Origin of the sequence: Mycobacterium sp. 852002-50816_SCH5313054-b (assembly GCF_001667185.1) — a bacterium.
GTDB lineage: Bacteria > Actinomycetota > Actinomycetes > Mycobacteriales > Mycobacteriaceae > Mycobacterium.
Genome location: NZ_LZIC01000070.1, coordinates 1 through 16046 on the forward strand (window position 1 = coordinate 1; position 16046 = coordinate 16046).

Genomic DNA, 16046 nt, shown 5'->3' on the forward strand with positions numbered 1-16046 from the left:
CCCGGCGCGAGCCGTTCGGTCAGGTGCGCGACCAGCGCCCGCCGGTTGTACAGGCCGGTCAAATCGTCGTGCTCGGCGAGGTAGCGCAGCTTTTCCTCCGCGGCGATGCGGGCCTGCAGCTGCGCGAACAGCGCGGCGACCGCCTCCAGCGTGTTGATCTCTTCCTGCTTCCACTTCCGGGCGCCGTTCTTGACGAAGCCGAGCACCCCGGTGGTGGTGTCGCCCGAGACCAGCGGCGCGGCGGCCACCGAGGGCGACGCCGGCTGCTTGGCCCCGCCCGACCGGCGGCCGAATGCGCGGTTGTTCTGCTCCGGGCGGATCACGACCGGCTTGCGCCCGTGCTCGCACTGGGCGAGCACCGGGTCGGCGCTGGTGAAATGGACGACGGCCATCGGATCCGGGTCCGGAATGTCGGTGCGCGGCGGCCACTCCGCCACCAGCACCGAGGCGCGGATGTCGTGGTCGTGGTGGCGCAGGAAGCTGGCGTCCAGATCGAACTGCTCGACGAGCTGCGCGAGCACCTTTTGACTCACCTGGGTCGCGGTGGATCCGGTGGCCTCCATCAGCTGCGTGGCGACGGAGGTGACGACGAGATCCAGGCTGCGCGCCAAGGACTCCTCCGATCGGGCACGTGTCCCAGCTGGGCTTGGCTTTTTCAGGGGCCCAATCTAGGGATTTTCCGCGGTGGCTGTATTCGGCCCGGGGCAGGTCACGAATTGCTGCGAAGCGTAACATGTGCGACCCGGCGCAGCCCCGGTCAAGCCTGGCCCCGAACGAGGATGGGAACACCGCAAATGTCCGTCGCACGCTCGGCGAAACGTCGGCTCGCGCCGGCGGCAAAGACCTTGGCGCCACGGCTGTTCTGGCGGCGCAAGTTCCGCATCCTGCGACGGCTGGGCGAATCCCGCCAAGACGTGCAACTGGTTGCGTCCCTGTGCGATCCCGACCGCGTCTCGCTGGACATCGGCGCCGATGTCGGCGAATTCACCATCGCGATGCTGCCGTCGTCGCGGTCGGTGATCGCGTTCGAGCCCAGACCGGCTCAGGCCCGCGAGCTGGCGGCGATGTTCGACGCGGTCGGCGCCGCGGTCCGGGTGGAAGCCGTGGCGCTGTCGGACCAGCCCGGCGTGACGACCATGCGGGTGGTCGAATCCGACCCGGGCCGCAGCACGATCGACACGGGCAACGTCCTTGGCGACGCGGACGGGACCGCGGTGTGCAACATCGACGTGCCGGTCAAGCGACTCGACGATCTGGGCCTCGACGACGTCGGTTTGATCAAGATCGACGTCGAGGGCCACGAACTGGCCGTGTTGCGCGGCGCCGCGGACACCCTCACCCGCAACCGGCCGGCGGTCCTGGTCGAAGCCGAGGAACGCCATCACCCCAACGCCGTCGCCGCGATCACCGAATTGCTGACGGGACTGGGCTACCAGGGCTACTTCGACGGCGCCGACGGGCGGCGGCCGGTCGAAGAGTTCGACGCGGCGACCCACCAGGACCCGGCGAACATCGGCGGCTGGGAGGACGGCTGGGCGGCCCAGGGCCTTTACGTCAACAACTTCGTCTTCGTCCCGAAGGGGCAGTGAGACAGCTCACAGTCCCGCCGCGACTGTCACGCCCGGCCGGGCTGCGGTGTCTCAAGGGCAAGAGTCCCATGAGAGTAGGAGACAGACATGAACAAGCCGGCCACCCCAAGCACCCACGTCGTCGTCGTCGGCGGCGGATACGCCGGAACCCTGGCTGCCAACCACCTGCGCCAGCGCGCCGGCGTCGACATCACGCTGATCAACCCGCGGCCGGTCTTCGTGGAGCGGATCCGCCTGCACCAGTTGGCCGCCGACACCGGCGCGGCGATCGCCGACTACGACAGCCTGCTGGGTGAGGGCATCGGGCTGATCGTCGACGCTGTCGACCGCATCGTGCCCGCCGAGCGGCGGGTGGTGCTGGGTTCGGGCGCCGAACTGGACTACGACTACCTGATCTACGCCGTCGGTAGCACCGGCGCGCTGCCGTTGACGGTGCCCGGGGTGGCGGAGTTCGCCCACTCGGTCGCCGACCTGGACAGCGCGCAGCGGCTGCGCTACGCGCTGGCCGACCTGCCGCTGGCCGCACCGATCACCGTCGTCGGCGGCGGGCTGACCGGCATCGAGACGGCGTCCGAACTGGCCGAGCTGGGACGCCCGGTCACCCTGGTCTGCGGCGGCGTGCTCGGCCCGTCGCTGAGCAGGCGAGGCCGGCGTTCGGTGGCCAAGCAACTGCGCGGCCTCGAGGTCAACGTGCTCGAATCCGTTTCCGCCACCGAGGTGCGCTGGGACGCGGTAGCGCTCAGCAACGGCGCCGTGCTGCCCAGCGCGGCGACGGTGTGGACGGCCGGATTCACCGTGCCGGACCTGGCCGCACGCAGCGGGCTGAGCACCGACGCGGCGGGCCGGCTGCTCACCGACGAGACGCTGACCAGCGTCGACGACGCCCGCATCGTCGCCGCCGGCGACGCGGCCGCGCCATCGGGCCAGCCGCTGCGGATGAGCTGCCAGGCCGCCGGTCCGCTGGGCGCCCAGGCCGCCAACACCGTGCTCAGCCGCATCGCCGGGGAAACCCCGGCGCTGCTGAACCAGGCGTTCACGGGCCAGTGCATCAGCCTGGGCCGCTCGCACGCGACCGTTCAGCTCGCCCGCAAGGACGACACCCCGGTGGAGCTGTACCTCGGCGGCCGGTTCGCGGCGTCGGTGAAGGAAACGGTGTGCAAGGGCACGCTCTGGGCCATCCGGCGCGAGGCCGCCAAGCCCGGCTCGTACTTCTGGTTCAAGGGGGGTAGGCGGCTCGCGCAGTCGCCGGCAGACGAGCGGATCGCGTTGCCATGACGGGCGGGTCCGAGCACGCCGACCGGTTCACGCTGCTGCGGCCGTTGCTGTTCACGATCGCCTACGAGATCCTCGGCTCGGCGACCGAGGCCGACGACGTGCTGCAGGACAGCTACCTGCGGTGGGCGGCCGTGGACCTGTCGGCCGTGCGCGACACCAAGTCCTACCTGGCCCAGCTGGTCACCCGGCAGGCGCTCAACGCGCTGCGCGCCGACGCGCGCCGGCGCGAGGAGTACGTAGGGCCGTGGCTGCCCGAGCCGCTGCTGCTCGACGACCAGGATCCCTCGGCCGATGTCGTTCTGGCGGAATCGGTTTCGATGGCGATGCTGGTCCTGCTGGAAACCCTGAGCCCCGACGAGCGCGCGGTGTTCGTGCTGCGCGAGGTGTTCGGTTTCGACTACGGCGAGATCGCCGAGGCGGTCGGCAAGCCGGCGCCGACCGTGCGCCAGGTCGCGCACCGCGCGCGCGAACACGTGCGGGCGCGGCGGAAGCGGTTCGACGCGGCGGATCCGGAGCGCAACGCCGAGATCACCGCCCAGTTCCTGGCCGCGGCGGCCACCGGTGACGTGGAAGCGCTGATGACGATGCTCGCCCCCGACGCCACCTGGACGGCCGACAGCGGCGGCATCGTCAGCGCCGCCCGCCGGCCGGTGGTCGGCGCCGACCGGGTGGCCCGGGCCATCGCCGGGCTGATGCGCCGGGCCGCGGCCATGGCCGGGGTGCGCGTCGACATGGTCACCTGCAACAGCGCCCCGGCGGTGTTGCTCTACCTCGGCGACCAGCTGGAAGGCGTGATCACGCTGGAGATTTCCGACGGCAAGATCACCAACTTCTACGTGATGCGCAACCCGCAGAAGCTGGCGGCTTTGGCCAGCGCCCGCGACATCAGCCGCGGCTAAGCGACGGGCGTGCCGCTCTGTCAAGCTAGGTCGGTGCGAATCGACCGGCTTGGCGACCTGGGCGCCGCGCCCCGGGTGCTGCGCGCCGTCGGCGACGCGACCGGCCGGCTCGGCCTGCCGCCGCCGGCCGCGCTGACCGGCGAGTGGTTCGGGGCGCTGGCGGTGATCGCGCCCAGCCTGGCCGCGCGGCCGGTGGACGCCGGCGACGCGTTCGCGGTCCCGCAGGCCGCGCCGGCGCCCGATTCGCAGGCGGTGGGCGGCGGCTGGGTCGGCTACCTCTCCTACCCCGATCCCGGCGCCGACGGGCGGGGCAACCGGCTCCCCGAGGCCGCCGGCGGCTGGACCGACTGCGTGTTGCGCCGCGACCGCGACGGGCAGTGGTGGTACGAAAGCCTGTCCGGTGCCCCGATGCCGGACTGGCTGGCCGCCGCGCTGGCGGCCCGGCCGGGGCCGGCGCGCGATTGCCGGATCGACTGGGGCGCCGCCGACCGGGCGACGCACCGTGGAGGGGTCCTGTCCTGCCTGGAGGCCATCCGCGCCGGCGAGGTGTATCAGGCCTGCGTATGCACGCAATTCATTGGCGCGGTCACCGGCGCCCCGCTGGACTTCTTCGTCGACGGAGTCGCGCGGACGTCCCCGGCCCGGGCGGCCTACGTCGCGGGGCCCTGGGGTGCGGTGGCGTCGCTGTCGCCGGAGCTTTTCTTGCGCCGCCGCGGAACGGTCGTCGCGTCGAGCCCCATCAAGGGCACGCTGCCGCTGGACGCGTGGCCGTCGGCGCTGCGGGCGTCGGCCAAAGAGGTGGCCGAAAACATCATGATCGTGGACCTGGTCCGCAACGACCTTGGCCGGGTGGCGATCGTCGGCACGGTCACCGTGCCCGAGCTGCTGGTGGTGCGCCGCGCGCCCGGCGTGTGGCACCTGGTTTCCACGGTGTCGGCGCGGGTTCCCGCCGAGCTTCCGACGTCGGCGCTGCTGGACGCCGCCTTCCCCCCGGCCTCGGTCACCGGCACCCCGAAACACCGTGCCCGGCAACTGATTTCGCAATGGGAGCAGCATCGCCGCGGAATATACTGCGGCACAATTGGTCTCGCGTCGCCGATCGCCGGCTGCGAGCTGAACGTCGCGATCCGGACCGTCGAGTTCGACGCCTCGGGCGGCGCCGTGCTGGGCGTCGGCGGCGGGATCACCGCCGACTCCGATCCCGACGCCGAATGGGAGGAGTGCCTGCACAAGGCCGCCCCGGTCGTCGGGCTGCCGTCCGTCGCGCCCGCGGCATCGGTGGGCTGAAGCGGTCGGTTGGGTGAAACCTCAGCGCCCCGGCCATGAATTTCGGATAATGCCCCACGCCGCGTGCCGGGTCGTCCTAAGCTTCAGGGATTGACCCGCGCCGATCGCGAGTCGACAGCTTTAGGGGGCCGTCATGAGAATCGCCGTCCTGGGCGCCGCAGCGTCCGCCCTGATGGGTGGGACGCTCGCGGTTACGCCTCTGACCTCGGTCAGCACGCCGCTGCCGGCCGCCGGGCCCTGCACCAACGGCGGGGCCGGCTGCCAGAAGGTGGCGTCGGTTCTGATGCCCGAGACGCCGAAGCCGTCGGGGCCGGGCGCCGAGGCCGCCGAGGCGGGTCCGCCCACGCCGTTCCAACAGGCGGCCAATGTGACGGGCCCCGGCACACCTCCCGCACCAGGTGGCCCCGCGTCCGCCGCGGTGCCCGGAATGAGCTCACCGGGAATCGGCTCCGGCGGGGCGCCGGGCGGCGGCGTCCCGGGGGCCGGCGTGCCTGACCTGGCCGGACTTCCCGACCCCAACCTCGTGCTGCCCGCCCTGGCCGGGCTGCCGGCCGCCGCGGCCATACCGAACAGCGCGGCCGTCGCGCTGTCCGTCGTGCAGGGCGTCGTGGGCGTGGGCGGCAGCGTCGTGGGCATCGGAACCGGCGTCGTGGCCACGGCGTCCACCGCCGCCATCGCGCTCGTCTACCTCAAGCAGGCGGGCCTGCTGCCCGCCAACTTCAGCCTGGGCATTCCCGGCGTAGGGCTCCCGGCCCTTCCCGGATTTGGCCTGCCCGCTGCGGCCGTGCCCGCCGCCGCGCTGGCCGTTCCCGGCGCGGCCGCGGCCATCCCGGCGGTGCTGGCGTCCGTCCCGGCGGGTCTCCCGGCCGGCCTGCCCGCCCTGCCTGCGGCACCCGCGCTCCCTGCGGCGCCCCCGCTACCCGCGCTCCCCGCGGGCCCCCCCCCCCCGCCGGCGCTTCCCGCGCTGCCGGCGCTGCCCCCGCTCCCCGCGGGCCCGCCCGCGCCGCCGGCCCTGCCGGCGCCTCCCCCGCTGCCGGCTCCGCCGCCGCTCCCGCACCCGCAGTTGTGCACGCCGGGATTCGGCCCGATCGGGATCTGCACCCCGTAACCGGCGGCTCAGACGCCGCGTGATTGCAGGACCGCGTCGTAGAGCTGTCGCGTGCGCACGTCCGGATGTCCCGCGGCCACCTCGCTGCACGCGTCCTTGACGCGCACCCCTCCGGCGACCAGGGTCTGCACTTCGGCCACCAGGGCTTCCAGGTCGGCGCGCGGGGTCGCGCCGGCCAGCACGACGGTGATCTCGCCGAGCACCCCGTCATCCGCCCACGCCGCCAGCTCGTCCAGCGTCCCGCGCACCACTTCCTCGTGCACCTTGGTCAGCTCCCGGCACACCACCGCCCGGCGCGCCCCGCCCAGCTCCTCCACCGCGTCGCGCAGGCACGCGGCCAACCGGCGCGGGGATTCGAAGAACACGCAGGTGCGCCGCTCGTCGGCCAGCGAGGCGAACCACGTTCGGCGCGCCGACTTCTTGCGCGGGGCGAATCCCTCGAAGCAGAACCGTTCCGAGGGCAGCCCCGACACGGCGAGCGCGGTCGTCACCGCCGACGGCCCCGGCAGACAGGTCACCGGAACCCCGGCCTGCACGCACGCCGCGACGAGCCGGTAGCCCGGGTCGCTGATCAGCGGCATTCCGGCGTCGCTGACCACCAGCACCGTCGCGCCGGCGTTCATCGCGTCGACGAGGCCGGGCACCCGGGTGGCCTCGACCCGGTCGTACAGGCTGACCAGGCGGCCGGTGATCCCGACGTCGAGCGCCTTGGCCAGCACACGCACCCGCCGGGTGTCCTCGGCGGCCACCACATCGGCGCGGGCCAGCGCGTCGATCAGGCGTGGCGAGGCATCCGACGGCTGGCCCAGGGGGGTCGCGCCCAGCAATAGGCGGCCGGAGGTCATGACGGACAGCCTACGATCGACACCGATGTCCGCCCCGCCCCGCGAAAGCACCGTCGTCTTGGAAGACCGCGACGAGCGCGTCGTGCCCGTCGTCAGCCCGGGGCCGCTGGCTCCGGTCGCGGACTTCGGGCCCACCGACCACATCCGCGGCTGGGTCGCGACCGGCGTGATCACGCTGCTGGCAACGGTGACCCGGTTCCTCAACCTCGGCTCGCCGACCGACGCCGGCACACCCGTCTTCGACGAGAAGCACTACGCGCCGCAGGCCTGGCAAGTGCTGCACAACCACGGGGTGGAGGACAACCCCGGGTTCGGGCTGGTGGTGCACCCGCCCGTCGGCAAGCAGCTCATCGCCATCGGCGAGGCATTCTTCGGTTACAACGGGGTGGGGTGGCGGTTCACCGGCGCGCTGCTCGGCGTGGTGATGGTGGTGCTGGTGATGCGGATCGTGCGGCGGATCAGCCGCTCGACGCTGGTCGGCGCGATCGCCGGCGTGCTGGTCATTTGCGACGGCGTCAGCTTCGTCACCGCGCGCACGGCGTTGCTCGACGGCATCCTCACGTTCTTTGTGGTCGCGGCGTTCGGCGCGCTCATCGTCGACCGCGACCAGGTGCGCGAGCGCCTCTACGTCGCGCTCCTGCAGGGCCGCAGCGCCGAGACCTTGTGGGGCCCCCGGCTGGGCGTGCGCTGGTGGCGGTTCTCGGCGGGCATCCTGCTCGGATTGGCTTGCGGGACAAAGTGGTCCGGCCTGTACTTCGTGCTGTTCTTCGGCGCGTTGTCGTTGGCGTTCGACGTGGCGGCGCGGCGCCAATACCATGTGACCAGGCCGTGGCTGGGGGTGCTCCGCCGAGACTTGGTCCCCACGGCGTATGCCTTGGCGCTCATCCCGGTTGGGGTCTACCTGGCCAGCTACGCGCCGTGGTTCGCCTCCGAGACCGCGATCGACCGTCACGAGGTGGGCCTGTCGATCGGCCCGCACTCCGCGGTCCCCATGCCCGACGCCATTCGCTCGCTGTGGCACTACACCGCCAAGGCCTTCCAGTTTCACGCCGGCCTGACGAACTCCGCCGGCAACTACCACCCGTGGGAATCCAAACCCTGGAGCTGGCCGATGTCGTTGCGGCCGGTGCTGTATGCCATCGACCAGCAGAACGTTCCCGGCTGCGGCGCGCAGTCGTGCGTCAAGGCGGAAATGCTCGTCGGCACCCCCGCCATGTGGTGGCTGGCCGTGCCGGTGCTGCTCTACGCGCTGTGGCGCATGCTGATTCGCCGCGACTGGCGCTACGCGGCCGTATTGACCGGGTATTGCGCGGGGTGGCTGCCCTGGTTCGCCGACATCGACCGGCAGATGTACTTCTTCTACGCGTCGACGATGGCGCCGTTTCTGGCCATGGGCATCGCGCTGATTTGCGGCGACATCCTCTACGCGCGCCGTCAAACCTCCGAGCGACGCACGTTGGGGCTGATCGCGGTGTCGTGCTACGTGGCGCTGGTCGTCACCAACTTCGCCTGGTTGTTTCCGGTGCTCACCGGCCTGCCCATCTCCCAGCAGACCTGGAACATGGAGATCTGGCTGCCCAGCTGGCGCTGACGCGTTGTTCGCCGAGACTGCGTCCAGAGCGCCCGAACCGCCGAATCCGACGCGCTGAGCGCAGTCTCGACGCCGGCTACACCGGATCGCGCGCGACGGGGCAGGACATGCAGCGGGGCCCGCCGCGGCCGGTGCCCAGTTCGGAGCCCGCGATGGTCAGCACCTCGATGCCGGCGTCCTGCAGGCGGGCGTTGGTCTGGGCGTTGCGCTCGTAGGCGACCACGACGCCGGGCGCCAGCGCCAACGTGTTGTTGCCGTCGTCCCACTGCTCACGTTCGGCGACGAGCGGGTCCAGCCCGGTGTCGATCACCCGCAGCTTGTCGATCCCCATCGCCTTGGCGGCGGCCTCCAAAAACGGCGTCTCGTCGCTGATCGTGATGCCGCCCGGCGCCGGCTGGATCGGGAACGCCGACAGCGTGTCGACGATGTTGGCGTACATCAGCACGGTGTCCGTGTCGACCATAGTGCACACCGTGTCCAGGTGCATCTGCGCGCGCCGCTGCGCGATCGGCACCGCCAGCACCGTGTTCGCGAGTTCGTCGTCAAACAGGCTGCGCGCCAACGCTTCCGCGCCCGCCGGGGTGGTCCGCTCGCCGACCCCGACGGCGACCACCCCGGGGGCGAGCAGCAGCACGTCGCCGCCCTCGACGGGGGCGGTGCGCGACTCGTAGGCGCGCCGCACGCCGGTGAACCGGGGGTGGTGGGCATAGATCAGGTCGCTCAACGAGGCCTCGCGAGCGCGGGCCGGCAACGCCAGGGTCGGGATCACCACGCGCGGCCCGATCCAGATCGCCGAGTCGCGGGTGAACACCAGGTTCGGCAGCGGTTCGATGACGAAATCCGCCCCGTGGTGCATCCGAAGGACCAGCGAGACGTCGGAGCGGATCTCCGGCGGCAGCTCGTTGAACGTCATGCCGGCCGTCAGCACGTTGGCCAACCGGACCGGTTCCAGGCCCCGCAGATACGCCGAAAGTCCTTGGGCCAGGGGAACTCCGAGGCGGCGCGCGTCCACCGCGGCGGCGACGCCCTGCATCCGGGCGGCCCCGCTGTGGTTGAGGGCCTCGGTCAGCAGGTCGGACAGCAGCAGCACCTCGACGCCGCGCGAACGCAGCAGTTCCGCGAACTGGTCATGCTCCTCCTGCGCCCGCGCCACCCAGGGCAGCCCGTCGAACAGCAGCTGGTCGTTGTTGCGGGGGTTGAGCCGCAGCAGCTCGCCGCCGGGGCGGTGCAGGATGGCAACCCGCAGCCCGCCCACCTCGGAATTGGTGCCCAGCTCGACAACACCCACGGTGGAAACGGTAGCCGGTCGGCCGCCCGGTCCACTCCCGATCGAACGGGTGTGCGATAAACTGGGGGTCGTGAGCATCGCGGTACAGGGCTCGCTGTTCGAGCACACCGAGCGCAGGGAGCTCGGTGACGGCGCATTCATCGAGATCCGCGCCGGCTGGCTGACCGATGCCGACGGCCTGCTCGTCGAGCTGCTGTCGACGGTGCCGTGGCGGGCCGAGCGCCGCCAGATGTACGACCGGGTGGTCGATGTGCCGCGGCTGGTCAGCTTTCACGACCTGACCGTCGAGGAGCCCCCGCACCCGCTGCTGGGGCGGCTGCGCCGGCGGCTCAACGACATCTATGCCGGCGAGCTCGGCGAGCCGTTCACCAGCGTGGGGCTGTGTTGTTACCGCGACGGCTCCGACAGCGTCGCCTGGCACGGCGACACCATCGGTCGCAGCAGCTCGCAGGACACCATGGTGGCGATCGTCAGCCTCGGCGCGACGCGCACCTTCGCGATGCGCCGCCGCGGCGGGGGTCCGTCGCTGCGACTCCCCCAGGCGCACGGCGATCTGCTGGTGATGGGCGGATCGTGCCAGCGCACCTGGGAACACGCGGTACCCAAGACGTCGGCGCCGACCGGCCCGCGCGTCAGCATCCAGTTCCGCCCGCGCGACGTGCGTTAACTGCGAACCGCGGCCACGGCCTTGACCAGCAGGTCGCGGGCCCGCTGCGTGTCGATCTTGGCGACGGGCTGGTCGGGAATGATCAGTGGGTTGGCGATGACGATCACCTGGTACTCGCCGAACTGCGCCGAATAGTCGTACAGCTCGCCGGTGCGCGCGCCCCCGGCCACCAGTGCCTGCAGCACACGGTGCACGCCCGTCGTGCGGGCCCCGTCGATGTGCGGCGCGTCGATCACTTCGATGCCGCCCCGCACGCCCGCCCCGACGAATGCGACCTTGGCGCAGTCTTTTCCGGGGTCGTTGAACGGCAGGGCTTTTGAGGTTTCGATGGCGATGACGACGAAACGATTTCCGTTGCCCTCGGCGGAGACGGCGGCCATGTTGCCCTGCAACTCGGGCGGCATGTCCGGTCCCACCGCCGCTTTCGCGCAGTTCGCCGGGTCGAAGGTGAGGCCGTCGGGCAGCTTGCGGGCCGAGAGCAGCTTGGGGTCGATCGCCCGTTCGGAGATGTCGGTGACCTGGTACTCGGGCCCGAAGCTCGACTTCACGTCGGCGACCTTGCCGATGTCGGCCTTGACGACGGGATCGCCACCCGATGAACAGCCGGCGAGCGCGCACACGGACGCGGTCGCGAGCAACAGCCTGAACACCGTGGCCAATCTACCCAAGGCGGGCGCTCAGCCGCGCAACGTGGACACCGTTTTGACGAGCAGATCGGCGGCGAATTGGGGCGGCAGCGCCGGGAGGGCCGACCCCGGGTCCGTGGTCAGCGTGGTGAAGGCGTAGTAGTTACCGAGGTACGCGGTGAAGGTGTATGCGCGCGAATCGATTTCGGTGCCCGACTCGACCGATGATTTGGTGTCGGCGACCATGCCGACGGTTTCGGCGCCGTCGATGTGCGGGGCGTCGACCAGGCGGACGGTGGCCGTCGTGTGCCCGTCGCTCATCGTCCACCGGCCGCACGCCCCCACCACGCCCCGGTCGAGGTCCACCAGGCCGGGCAAAGCCACCACCACCGCGTTGACGATGCCGCCGGTGCCCGAGGCGGAGAAGCCCTGCGCGGTCTGGTCGCGCCCGGTGCCGGGGTCGGCGAGCGCGGCGCATTGCGGCGGATCGGCCCGCGCGTCGGCTTCGAGGCTCCAGATCACCCTCGGCGAGACGCCGCTGGGGATGCCGGTGGTCACCTCGTAGTTGGGCGGCAGGTCGCGCACGACCCGCTTGATGTTGGCGGGGTTGACCGCGGCGCTGTGGGCCGTCGTCGTGGTGGTCGTCGAGGGCGGGGGCGCGGGTGACTGCGCGCACGCGACCAGCAGGACCAGGGAAACACCAATCCAGAACGGCCGCATGCCCGTTCAGCCGACCGCTTCGATCACCTGGCGGGCGACGCGGTTGATCTGATCGGCCAGGTGGCGCCCGAATGTCAGCCGGCGCGGCACGTCGATGACGGTGGTGATGACGCCGACGTCCTCGCGCTGCCAGACCGCGCCGTAGTGATCCATGATCGTGCGCATCGGCAGGTTATCGGAAAGCATTCGCGCGGAAAATCTTTCGACGCCGTCGACCCTCGCCGCGATCGACAGCGCGTCGATCAGAAAGCTGCCGATCCCCCGGCCCTGGTAGGCGTCGGCGACGGTGAAGGCGATCTCGGCGACCGTCGGATCGCGCTCGTCGCGAACGAAGCGGGCGTCGGCCACCGGGTCGTCCCCGTCGGTGACCACCCACACGAAGTGGTCCACGTAGTCGACCTCGGAAAGGTAGTGCAGCAACGCCGGGGTGGGAATCCGCGCCGTCATGAACCGCCGGTACAGCGTCTCGCTGGAGAATTGGATGTGGCCCTGAACGGTCCGCTCGTCGTCGCCCGGCAACACCGGGCGCAGCATCAGCTGGGTCCCGTCGCGGACCTGTATCGGGATCGGCGAGATGAACGCGGCGATGCGCTGGCGCACCGTGCGCAGCAGCCGCGGCATCACCCCGGGAAGGTGCAACATCCGGGTGAAGGCGTCGTTGTCGCCGATCCATCCCGTCAGCGGTTCGGTGGTGGTGACGGTCGCGATCCGCGGGATGTTGCGCAGCAGGGCGATCTCCCCCACGATGGTGCCGGGCGATACCTGTCCGGCGATGACCGTGCCGTCGCTGTCGACGCGCTGGATGTCGGCGGTGCCCGACGAGATGAGCAGGAACGAAATCGCCTGCTCACCCTGCTGCATCAGCACCTGTCCGGCCGCGGCGCGCAGCGGTTGCAATCGGGCGGCCAGCGGCACCAGGTCCTCGGTGGGACAGCCCGCGAAGACGTCCATCGTCGCGAGCTCCTCTGCCCGCGCGCCGGTAAGTTCGGCCACCGCGATGTCCCCGCCGATCAGTGTCGCCATCTTCGGACCTTGCCCACGTTATGGGTGCGATCGGGACGCGGCAAGGGGCCGCCCACTACCCTGGGGTCGCGGCTGTCCCGGCGAACACGAAAGCAAGGTATGACCCAGGATCCGATCGTGCTGACCCGCGGTCTCCTCGAGACGACCGCCGCGCTGCGCAACGGTTTCCTCGACGTGCTGGGCGAATCGACGAGTTCTCCGGCCCCGACGTTTGCGCAGCGCGCGATGAACAGCGCGTTCGTCGCGACGGTCTACGAGCGGCTGTGGCGGCCGACGTCCTTCTACGTGGCCAGCGGCGTCACCGCCCGCGCCGAGCGGCGCCGCGCGGCGTCGGCGCTGCGCCTGGCCACCGCGTCGCGATTGCTCGATGTGGCCTGCGGGCCAGGCAATTTCACCGGGCCGCTGGCGGCCGAACTGCCGGACGGCGGCCTTGCGGTCGGTTTCGACATTTCCGAACCGATGCTGACGCGCGCCGTGCTGGACAACGGCGGCGCGCGCACCTGTTATGTCCGCGGCGATGCCCGGACGCTGCCGTTTGCCGACGAAACATTCGACGCCGTCTGCTGTTTCGGCGCGCTGTATCTGGTGCCCGAGCCTTTCCTGGTGGCCCGCGAGATGGTGCGGGTGCTCGCGCCGGGCGGCCGGATCGCCATCCTCACCAGCTATGCGGCCGGACTGCCGCCGCTGCGCCACGCGCTGACCGCTGGGGCGCAGGCGATCGGGCTCACGATGTTCGACCGCCGCGCGTTCGTGGAGCTGTTCTCCTCGGCCGGCCTGGTCGACATCGAGCAACAGACGCAGCGCGTGTTGCAGTTCGTCGTGGCCACCAAGCCCGGCTAATCCGTTGCGCCCGAGCGGTTCTCGTCGGGCTGCACGACGAAGTCGACGACGATCTCGGCGACGGCCTCGATGGAGCGCCGGGGCATGACCTCGTAGCCGTGGGTGCTCAGCGTGGGCAGGCACAGCAGGCCCGCGCGCGGTGTCAGCCCGTTGGCCTTGGAATGCGAGGCGTCGGACATGAACGCGCCCAGGGCGGCCGCCTGGGGCTCAAACCCCCGGTCGGTGGCGATCCTCATCAGCCGGTCGGCGACCTCCTTGTCGTACACACACAGGGCGTCGTTGTAGCCGACGATGGGGCCGCCGGTGACGCTGGTCCCGTACTCCCGCTCGGTGGGCCCGACCTCCAGGGCGAGGGTGAGGGTGCCGGGCAGGTTGGCGCTGGCGTAGGAGCCGCCCACGCCGCCGACCTCCTCGTTGGTGGTGAAGACGACGTAGACGTCGTCGACGGGCCGTTTTCCGCGCTCACGCAGCAGGCGAGCGGCCTTCAGCAGGGCGGTCACGGCGGCGCGGTCGTCGAGGAAGTAACACCCGACGTAGTCGCCGATCTCGACCAGCGTCCTTTTGCTCCGCTCGACGCAGACCCGGGTGCCGGGGTGCACGCCCGCGGCGGCGAGCTGCTCACCCGTGCGGCCGGTGAAGACGTAGACGTGGTGCCAGTCCAGCGCCTGGTCGCCCTGATCCGGTTTGGTCTGCCAGATCCGCGGGCTCTCCTTGGTGGTGTGCTCGGAGCCGAGCGTGAGCACCGCGGTGAACGTCTCGTGATCGCCGAGCACGGCGACTGGGCCGAGCCCGAAGTTCCCCGGGTACATCGTTCCCAGCTGAGTCAGGTGCAGCGATCCGTCCGGCTCGATCCGTTTGACCAGCATGGACAGTTCGTCCATGTGCGCCATGACCCGCGTCGCGGCGTTCTGGCCGGCGGTCGATCGGTGGCGGTGCGCGGTGCCGTCGGGGGGACCGCCCGCCGCGATGTAGCCGACCAGGTTGCCGGCGTCGTCGGTCCACATGTCGTCGACGACGGGTTGCAGCTCGCGCGCGCACACGGCGCGGACCTCGTCCTCCTGGCCGCACGGCCCGTACGTCCACAGAAGTTCTTTCAGCAGGGCGTCGGTCGTGTCAGGGTCCGCCATGGAATCCTTCCTCGTAGGCACCCGCAGGGCGACGTACGTGGTCAAGGGTTCGGCCTCAGGGGTGACAACTGGATCAGTACCCACATCCGGCATCCACAACCCGGCGACCCCCGCGGACGCCAGCCGTGGAAGCGACGAAGGGTGCGATGCGGGAGGAGGACTTTGGCCCCTACCTGCACTCGGACCGCTGGGCCGACAGTGAGATGCCACGGCTTCCTGGAAGTCGGGACGGGAGAAAGTAATGAATCACGTATCTTGGCTGGCTCTCGCAACCCGTCACGCTGCACGTGGTGGGCGCCCCCGAAACGAATGGGCAAGCAAGGAAGGCGCGACCGCGCCACGGCCACCTCTGTCAACATCGAGTTGATCACCGAGTCATGAGGAGGCCGCGACACTTATGAACGTCGGACCTGGAAAGTGGTCGACCGTGTGCGCAGCCCTGCTGTCCGCCGCGCTGTTTTCCGCAGCGACAGCATCGGCAGACCCGACCGATGATGCGTTCATCGCGGCGCTGGAGAATTACGGCATCGACACCGGTGATCGCGACGCCGCGATCGCGCATGGCCACGCGGTATGCGCTGCACTTGATAGGGGCCAAGACTCGAGCGTGATCGCATTGAAGCTGATTAAGGACCCGCAGATCAACCTCTCGACAAAGCGGCAAGCCGGTTTCTTCGTCGGCGATTCGGTGGCATCGTATTGCCCGCAATACCGGGGCTCTGTGGATCCTTCGGTGATCTGGCTGCTGCCGTTCCCGCCGATGATGTGAACGGTGAACCTTGAATCCGTTGGTAAGCAACACAGTTCATCCACCCCGAGGCCTCACGACCGCGCACTTGGCAGCACGGTGATGAAAGTGATGTTCGCGGCGGTGCCCACCGGCCAGGAGGAGGACCGTGACCGCGGGCAACATCGTCATGATCGCGCTGATGGCGTGGGCCATTCTGGCGCCGCCGGCCTTCTTGTGGCTGGGCGTATGGCTCGAGCAACGGAGGTGGCGATGAGCGCCGGTCTCGGCTCGGGTTCGACCGGGGTGAGCTGACCGAGACGTAACGGGTGAGCTGCACTTCCTGGTTGAGCTAAGGGTCTGTGATTCATTGACATAGAGGACGGATGTCTCCCGACATAGAGGACAGCCCAGTGATCGCGAGGTGTCCTCAT

Annotated in this window: 16 protein-coding genes; 9 read left to right on the forward strand and 7 right to left on the reverse strand. The window is 70.6% G+C overall.

Features of this window, described 5'->3' with window-relative positions:
- Window positions 1-611 (reverse strand): GAF domain-containing protein (locus tag A5787_RS15450; RefSeq protein WP_156763960.1); only part of this gene is annotated, 611 nt, incomplete at its 3' end.
- A gap of 183 nt (window positions 612-794) precedes the next feature.
- On the opposite strand from A5787_RS15450, the gene A5787_RS15455 reads away from it, so the two are divergent.
- The 5 genes from A5787_RS15455 to A5787_RS15475 all read left to right on the forward strand — a co-directional run bounded on the left by A5787_RS15455 (window position 795) and on the right by A5787_RS15475 (window position 6158).
- Window positions 795-1589 carry an FkbM family methyltransferase gene (locus tag A5787_RS15455; RefSeq protein WP_066968443.1) on the forward strand — a complete coding sequence of 265 codons (795 nt, stop codon included), beginning with the start codon at window positions 795-797 and terminating at the stop codon, window positions 1587-1589.
- Window positions 1590-1676: 87 nt separating this feature from the next.
- On the forward strand, window positions 1677-2864 hold the full coding sequence (locus A5787_RS15460) for an NAD(P)/FAD-dependent oxidoreductase (RefSeq protein WP_066968445.1): 1188 nt from the start codon (window positions 1677-1679) through the stop codon (window positions 2862-2864).
- Window positions 2861-3763: an RNA polymerase sigma-70 factor gene (locus tag A5787_RS15465; protein ID WP_066968446.1), complete on the forward strand. Its 903-nt coding sequence runs from the start codon at window positions 2861-2863 to the stop codon at window positions 3761-3763. Before A5787_RS15460 ends, A5787_RS15465 begins: the two co-directional genes overlap by 4 nt.
- A gap of 33 nt (window positions 3764-3796) precedes the next feature.
- Window positions 3797-5050 (forward strand): aminodeoxychorismate synthase component I, encoded by a 1254-nt coding sequence (locus A5787_RS15470; RefSeq protein WP_066968449.1) that lies wholly within the window; start codon window positions 3797-3799, stop codon window positions 5048-5050.
- 133 nt (window positions 5051-5183) lie between these two features.
- Entirely contained in the window at window positions 5184-6158 is a 975-nt protein-coding gene (locus A5787_RS15475; protein WP_066968451.1) for a hypothetical protein, read from the forward strand.
- An 8-nt stretch (window positions 6159-6166) separates the two neighbouring features.
- On the opposite strand, the gene rsmI is transcribed toward A5787_RS15475, so the two are convergent.
- Entirely contained in the window at window positions 6167-7003 is an 837-nt protein-coding gene (gene rsmI / locus A5787_RS15480) for a 16S rRNA (cytidine(1402)-2'-O)-methyltransferase (RefSeq protein ID WP_066968453.1), read from the reverse strand.
- Between the two features lie 25 nt (window positions 7004-7028).
- Between rsmI and A5787_RS15485 the strand changes: the two genes are divergently transcribed.
- A complete protein-coding gene (locus A5787_RS15485; protein WP_066968455.1) occupies window positions 7029-8594 on the forward strand; it encodes a dolichyl-phosphate-mannose--protein mannosyltransferase in 1566 nt (521 codons plus the stop codon).
- A gap of 76 nt (window positions 8595-8670) precedes the next feature.
- On the opposite strand, the gene arcA is transcribed toward A5787_RS15485, so the two are convergent.
- Window positions 8671-9882: an arginine deiminase gene (gene arcA / locus A5787_RS15490; protein ID WP_066968457.1), complete on the reverse strand. Its 1212-nt coding sequence runs from the start codon at window positions 9880-9882 to the stop codon at window positions 8671-8673.
- 70 nt (window positions 9883-9952) lie between these two features.
- Here arcA and A5787_RS15495 point away from each other — a divergent pair, with 70 nt between their 5' ends.
- Window positions 9953-10549, forward strand: coding sequence for an alpha-ketoglutarate-dependent dioxygenase AlkB (locus A5787_RS15495; protein WP_197507159.1), 597 nt, complete (start codon window positions 9953-9955; stop codon window positions 10547-10549).
- On the opposite strand, the gene A5787_RS15500 is transcribed toward A5787_RS15495, so the two are convergent.
- From A5787_RS15500 to A5787_RS15510, 3 genes are read right to left on the reverse strand one after another with little or no spacing between them, the layout of a single operon-like run.
- A complete protein-coding gene (locus A5787_RS15500; protein ID WP_066968461.1) occupies window positions 10546-11199 on the reverse strand; it encodes a DUF5642 family protein in 654 nt (217 codons plus the stop codon). The genes A5787_RS15495 and A5787_RS15500 overlap by 4 nt on opposite strands.
- Before the next feature lie 27 nt (window positions 11200-11226).
- Window positions 11227-11895, reverse strand: coding sequence for a DUF5642 family protein (locus A5787_RS15505; protein ID WP_066968464.1), 669 nt, complete (start codon window positions 11893-11895; stop codon window positions 11227-11229).
- A 6-nt stretch (window positions 11896-11901) separates the two neighbouring features.
- A complete protein-coding gene (locus A5787_RS15510; RefSeq protein ID WP_156763961.1) occupies window positions 11902-12918 on the reverse strand; it encodes a GNAT family N-acetyltransferase in 1017 nt (338 codons plus the stop codon).
- A 99-nt stretch (window positions 12919-13017) separates the two neighbouring features.
- On the opposite strand from A5787_RS15510, the gene A5787_RS15515 reads away from it, so the two are divergent.
- Window positions 13018-13758, forward strand: coding sequence for a class I SAM-dependent methyltransferase (locus A5787_RS15515; RefSeq protein ID WP_066968466.1), 741 nt, complete (start codon window positions 13018-13020; stop codon window positions 13756-13758).
- Here A5787_RS15515 and A5787_RS15520 read toward each other — a convergent pair.
- Window positions 13755-14885, reverse strand: a complete 1131-nt coding sequence (locus tag A5787_RS15520) for a M42 family metallopeptidase (protein ID WP_066968468.1) — start codon at window positions 14883-14885, stop codon at window positions 13755-13757. The two genes, A5787_RS15515 and A5787_RS15520, sit on opposite strands and share 4 nt — an antisense overlap.
- Before the next feature lie 397 nt (window positions 14886-15282).
- Between A5787_RS15520 and A5787_RS15525 the strand changes: the two genes are divergently transcribed.
- Window positions 15283-15654: a DUF732 domain-containing protein gene (locus A5787_RS15525; protein WP_066968470.1), complete on the forward strand. Its 372-nt coding sequence runs from the start codon at window positions 15283-15285 to the stop codon at window positions 15652-15654.
- Window positions 15655-16046: the final 392 nt, after the last annotated feature.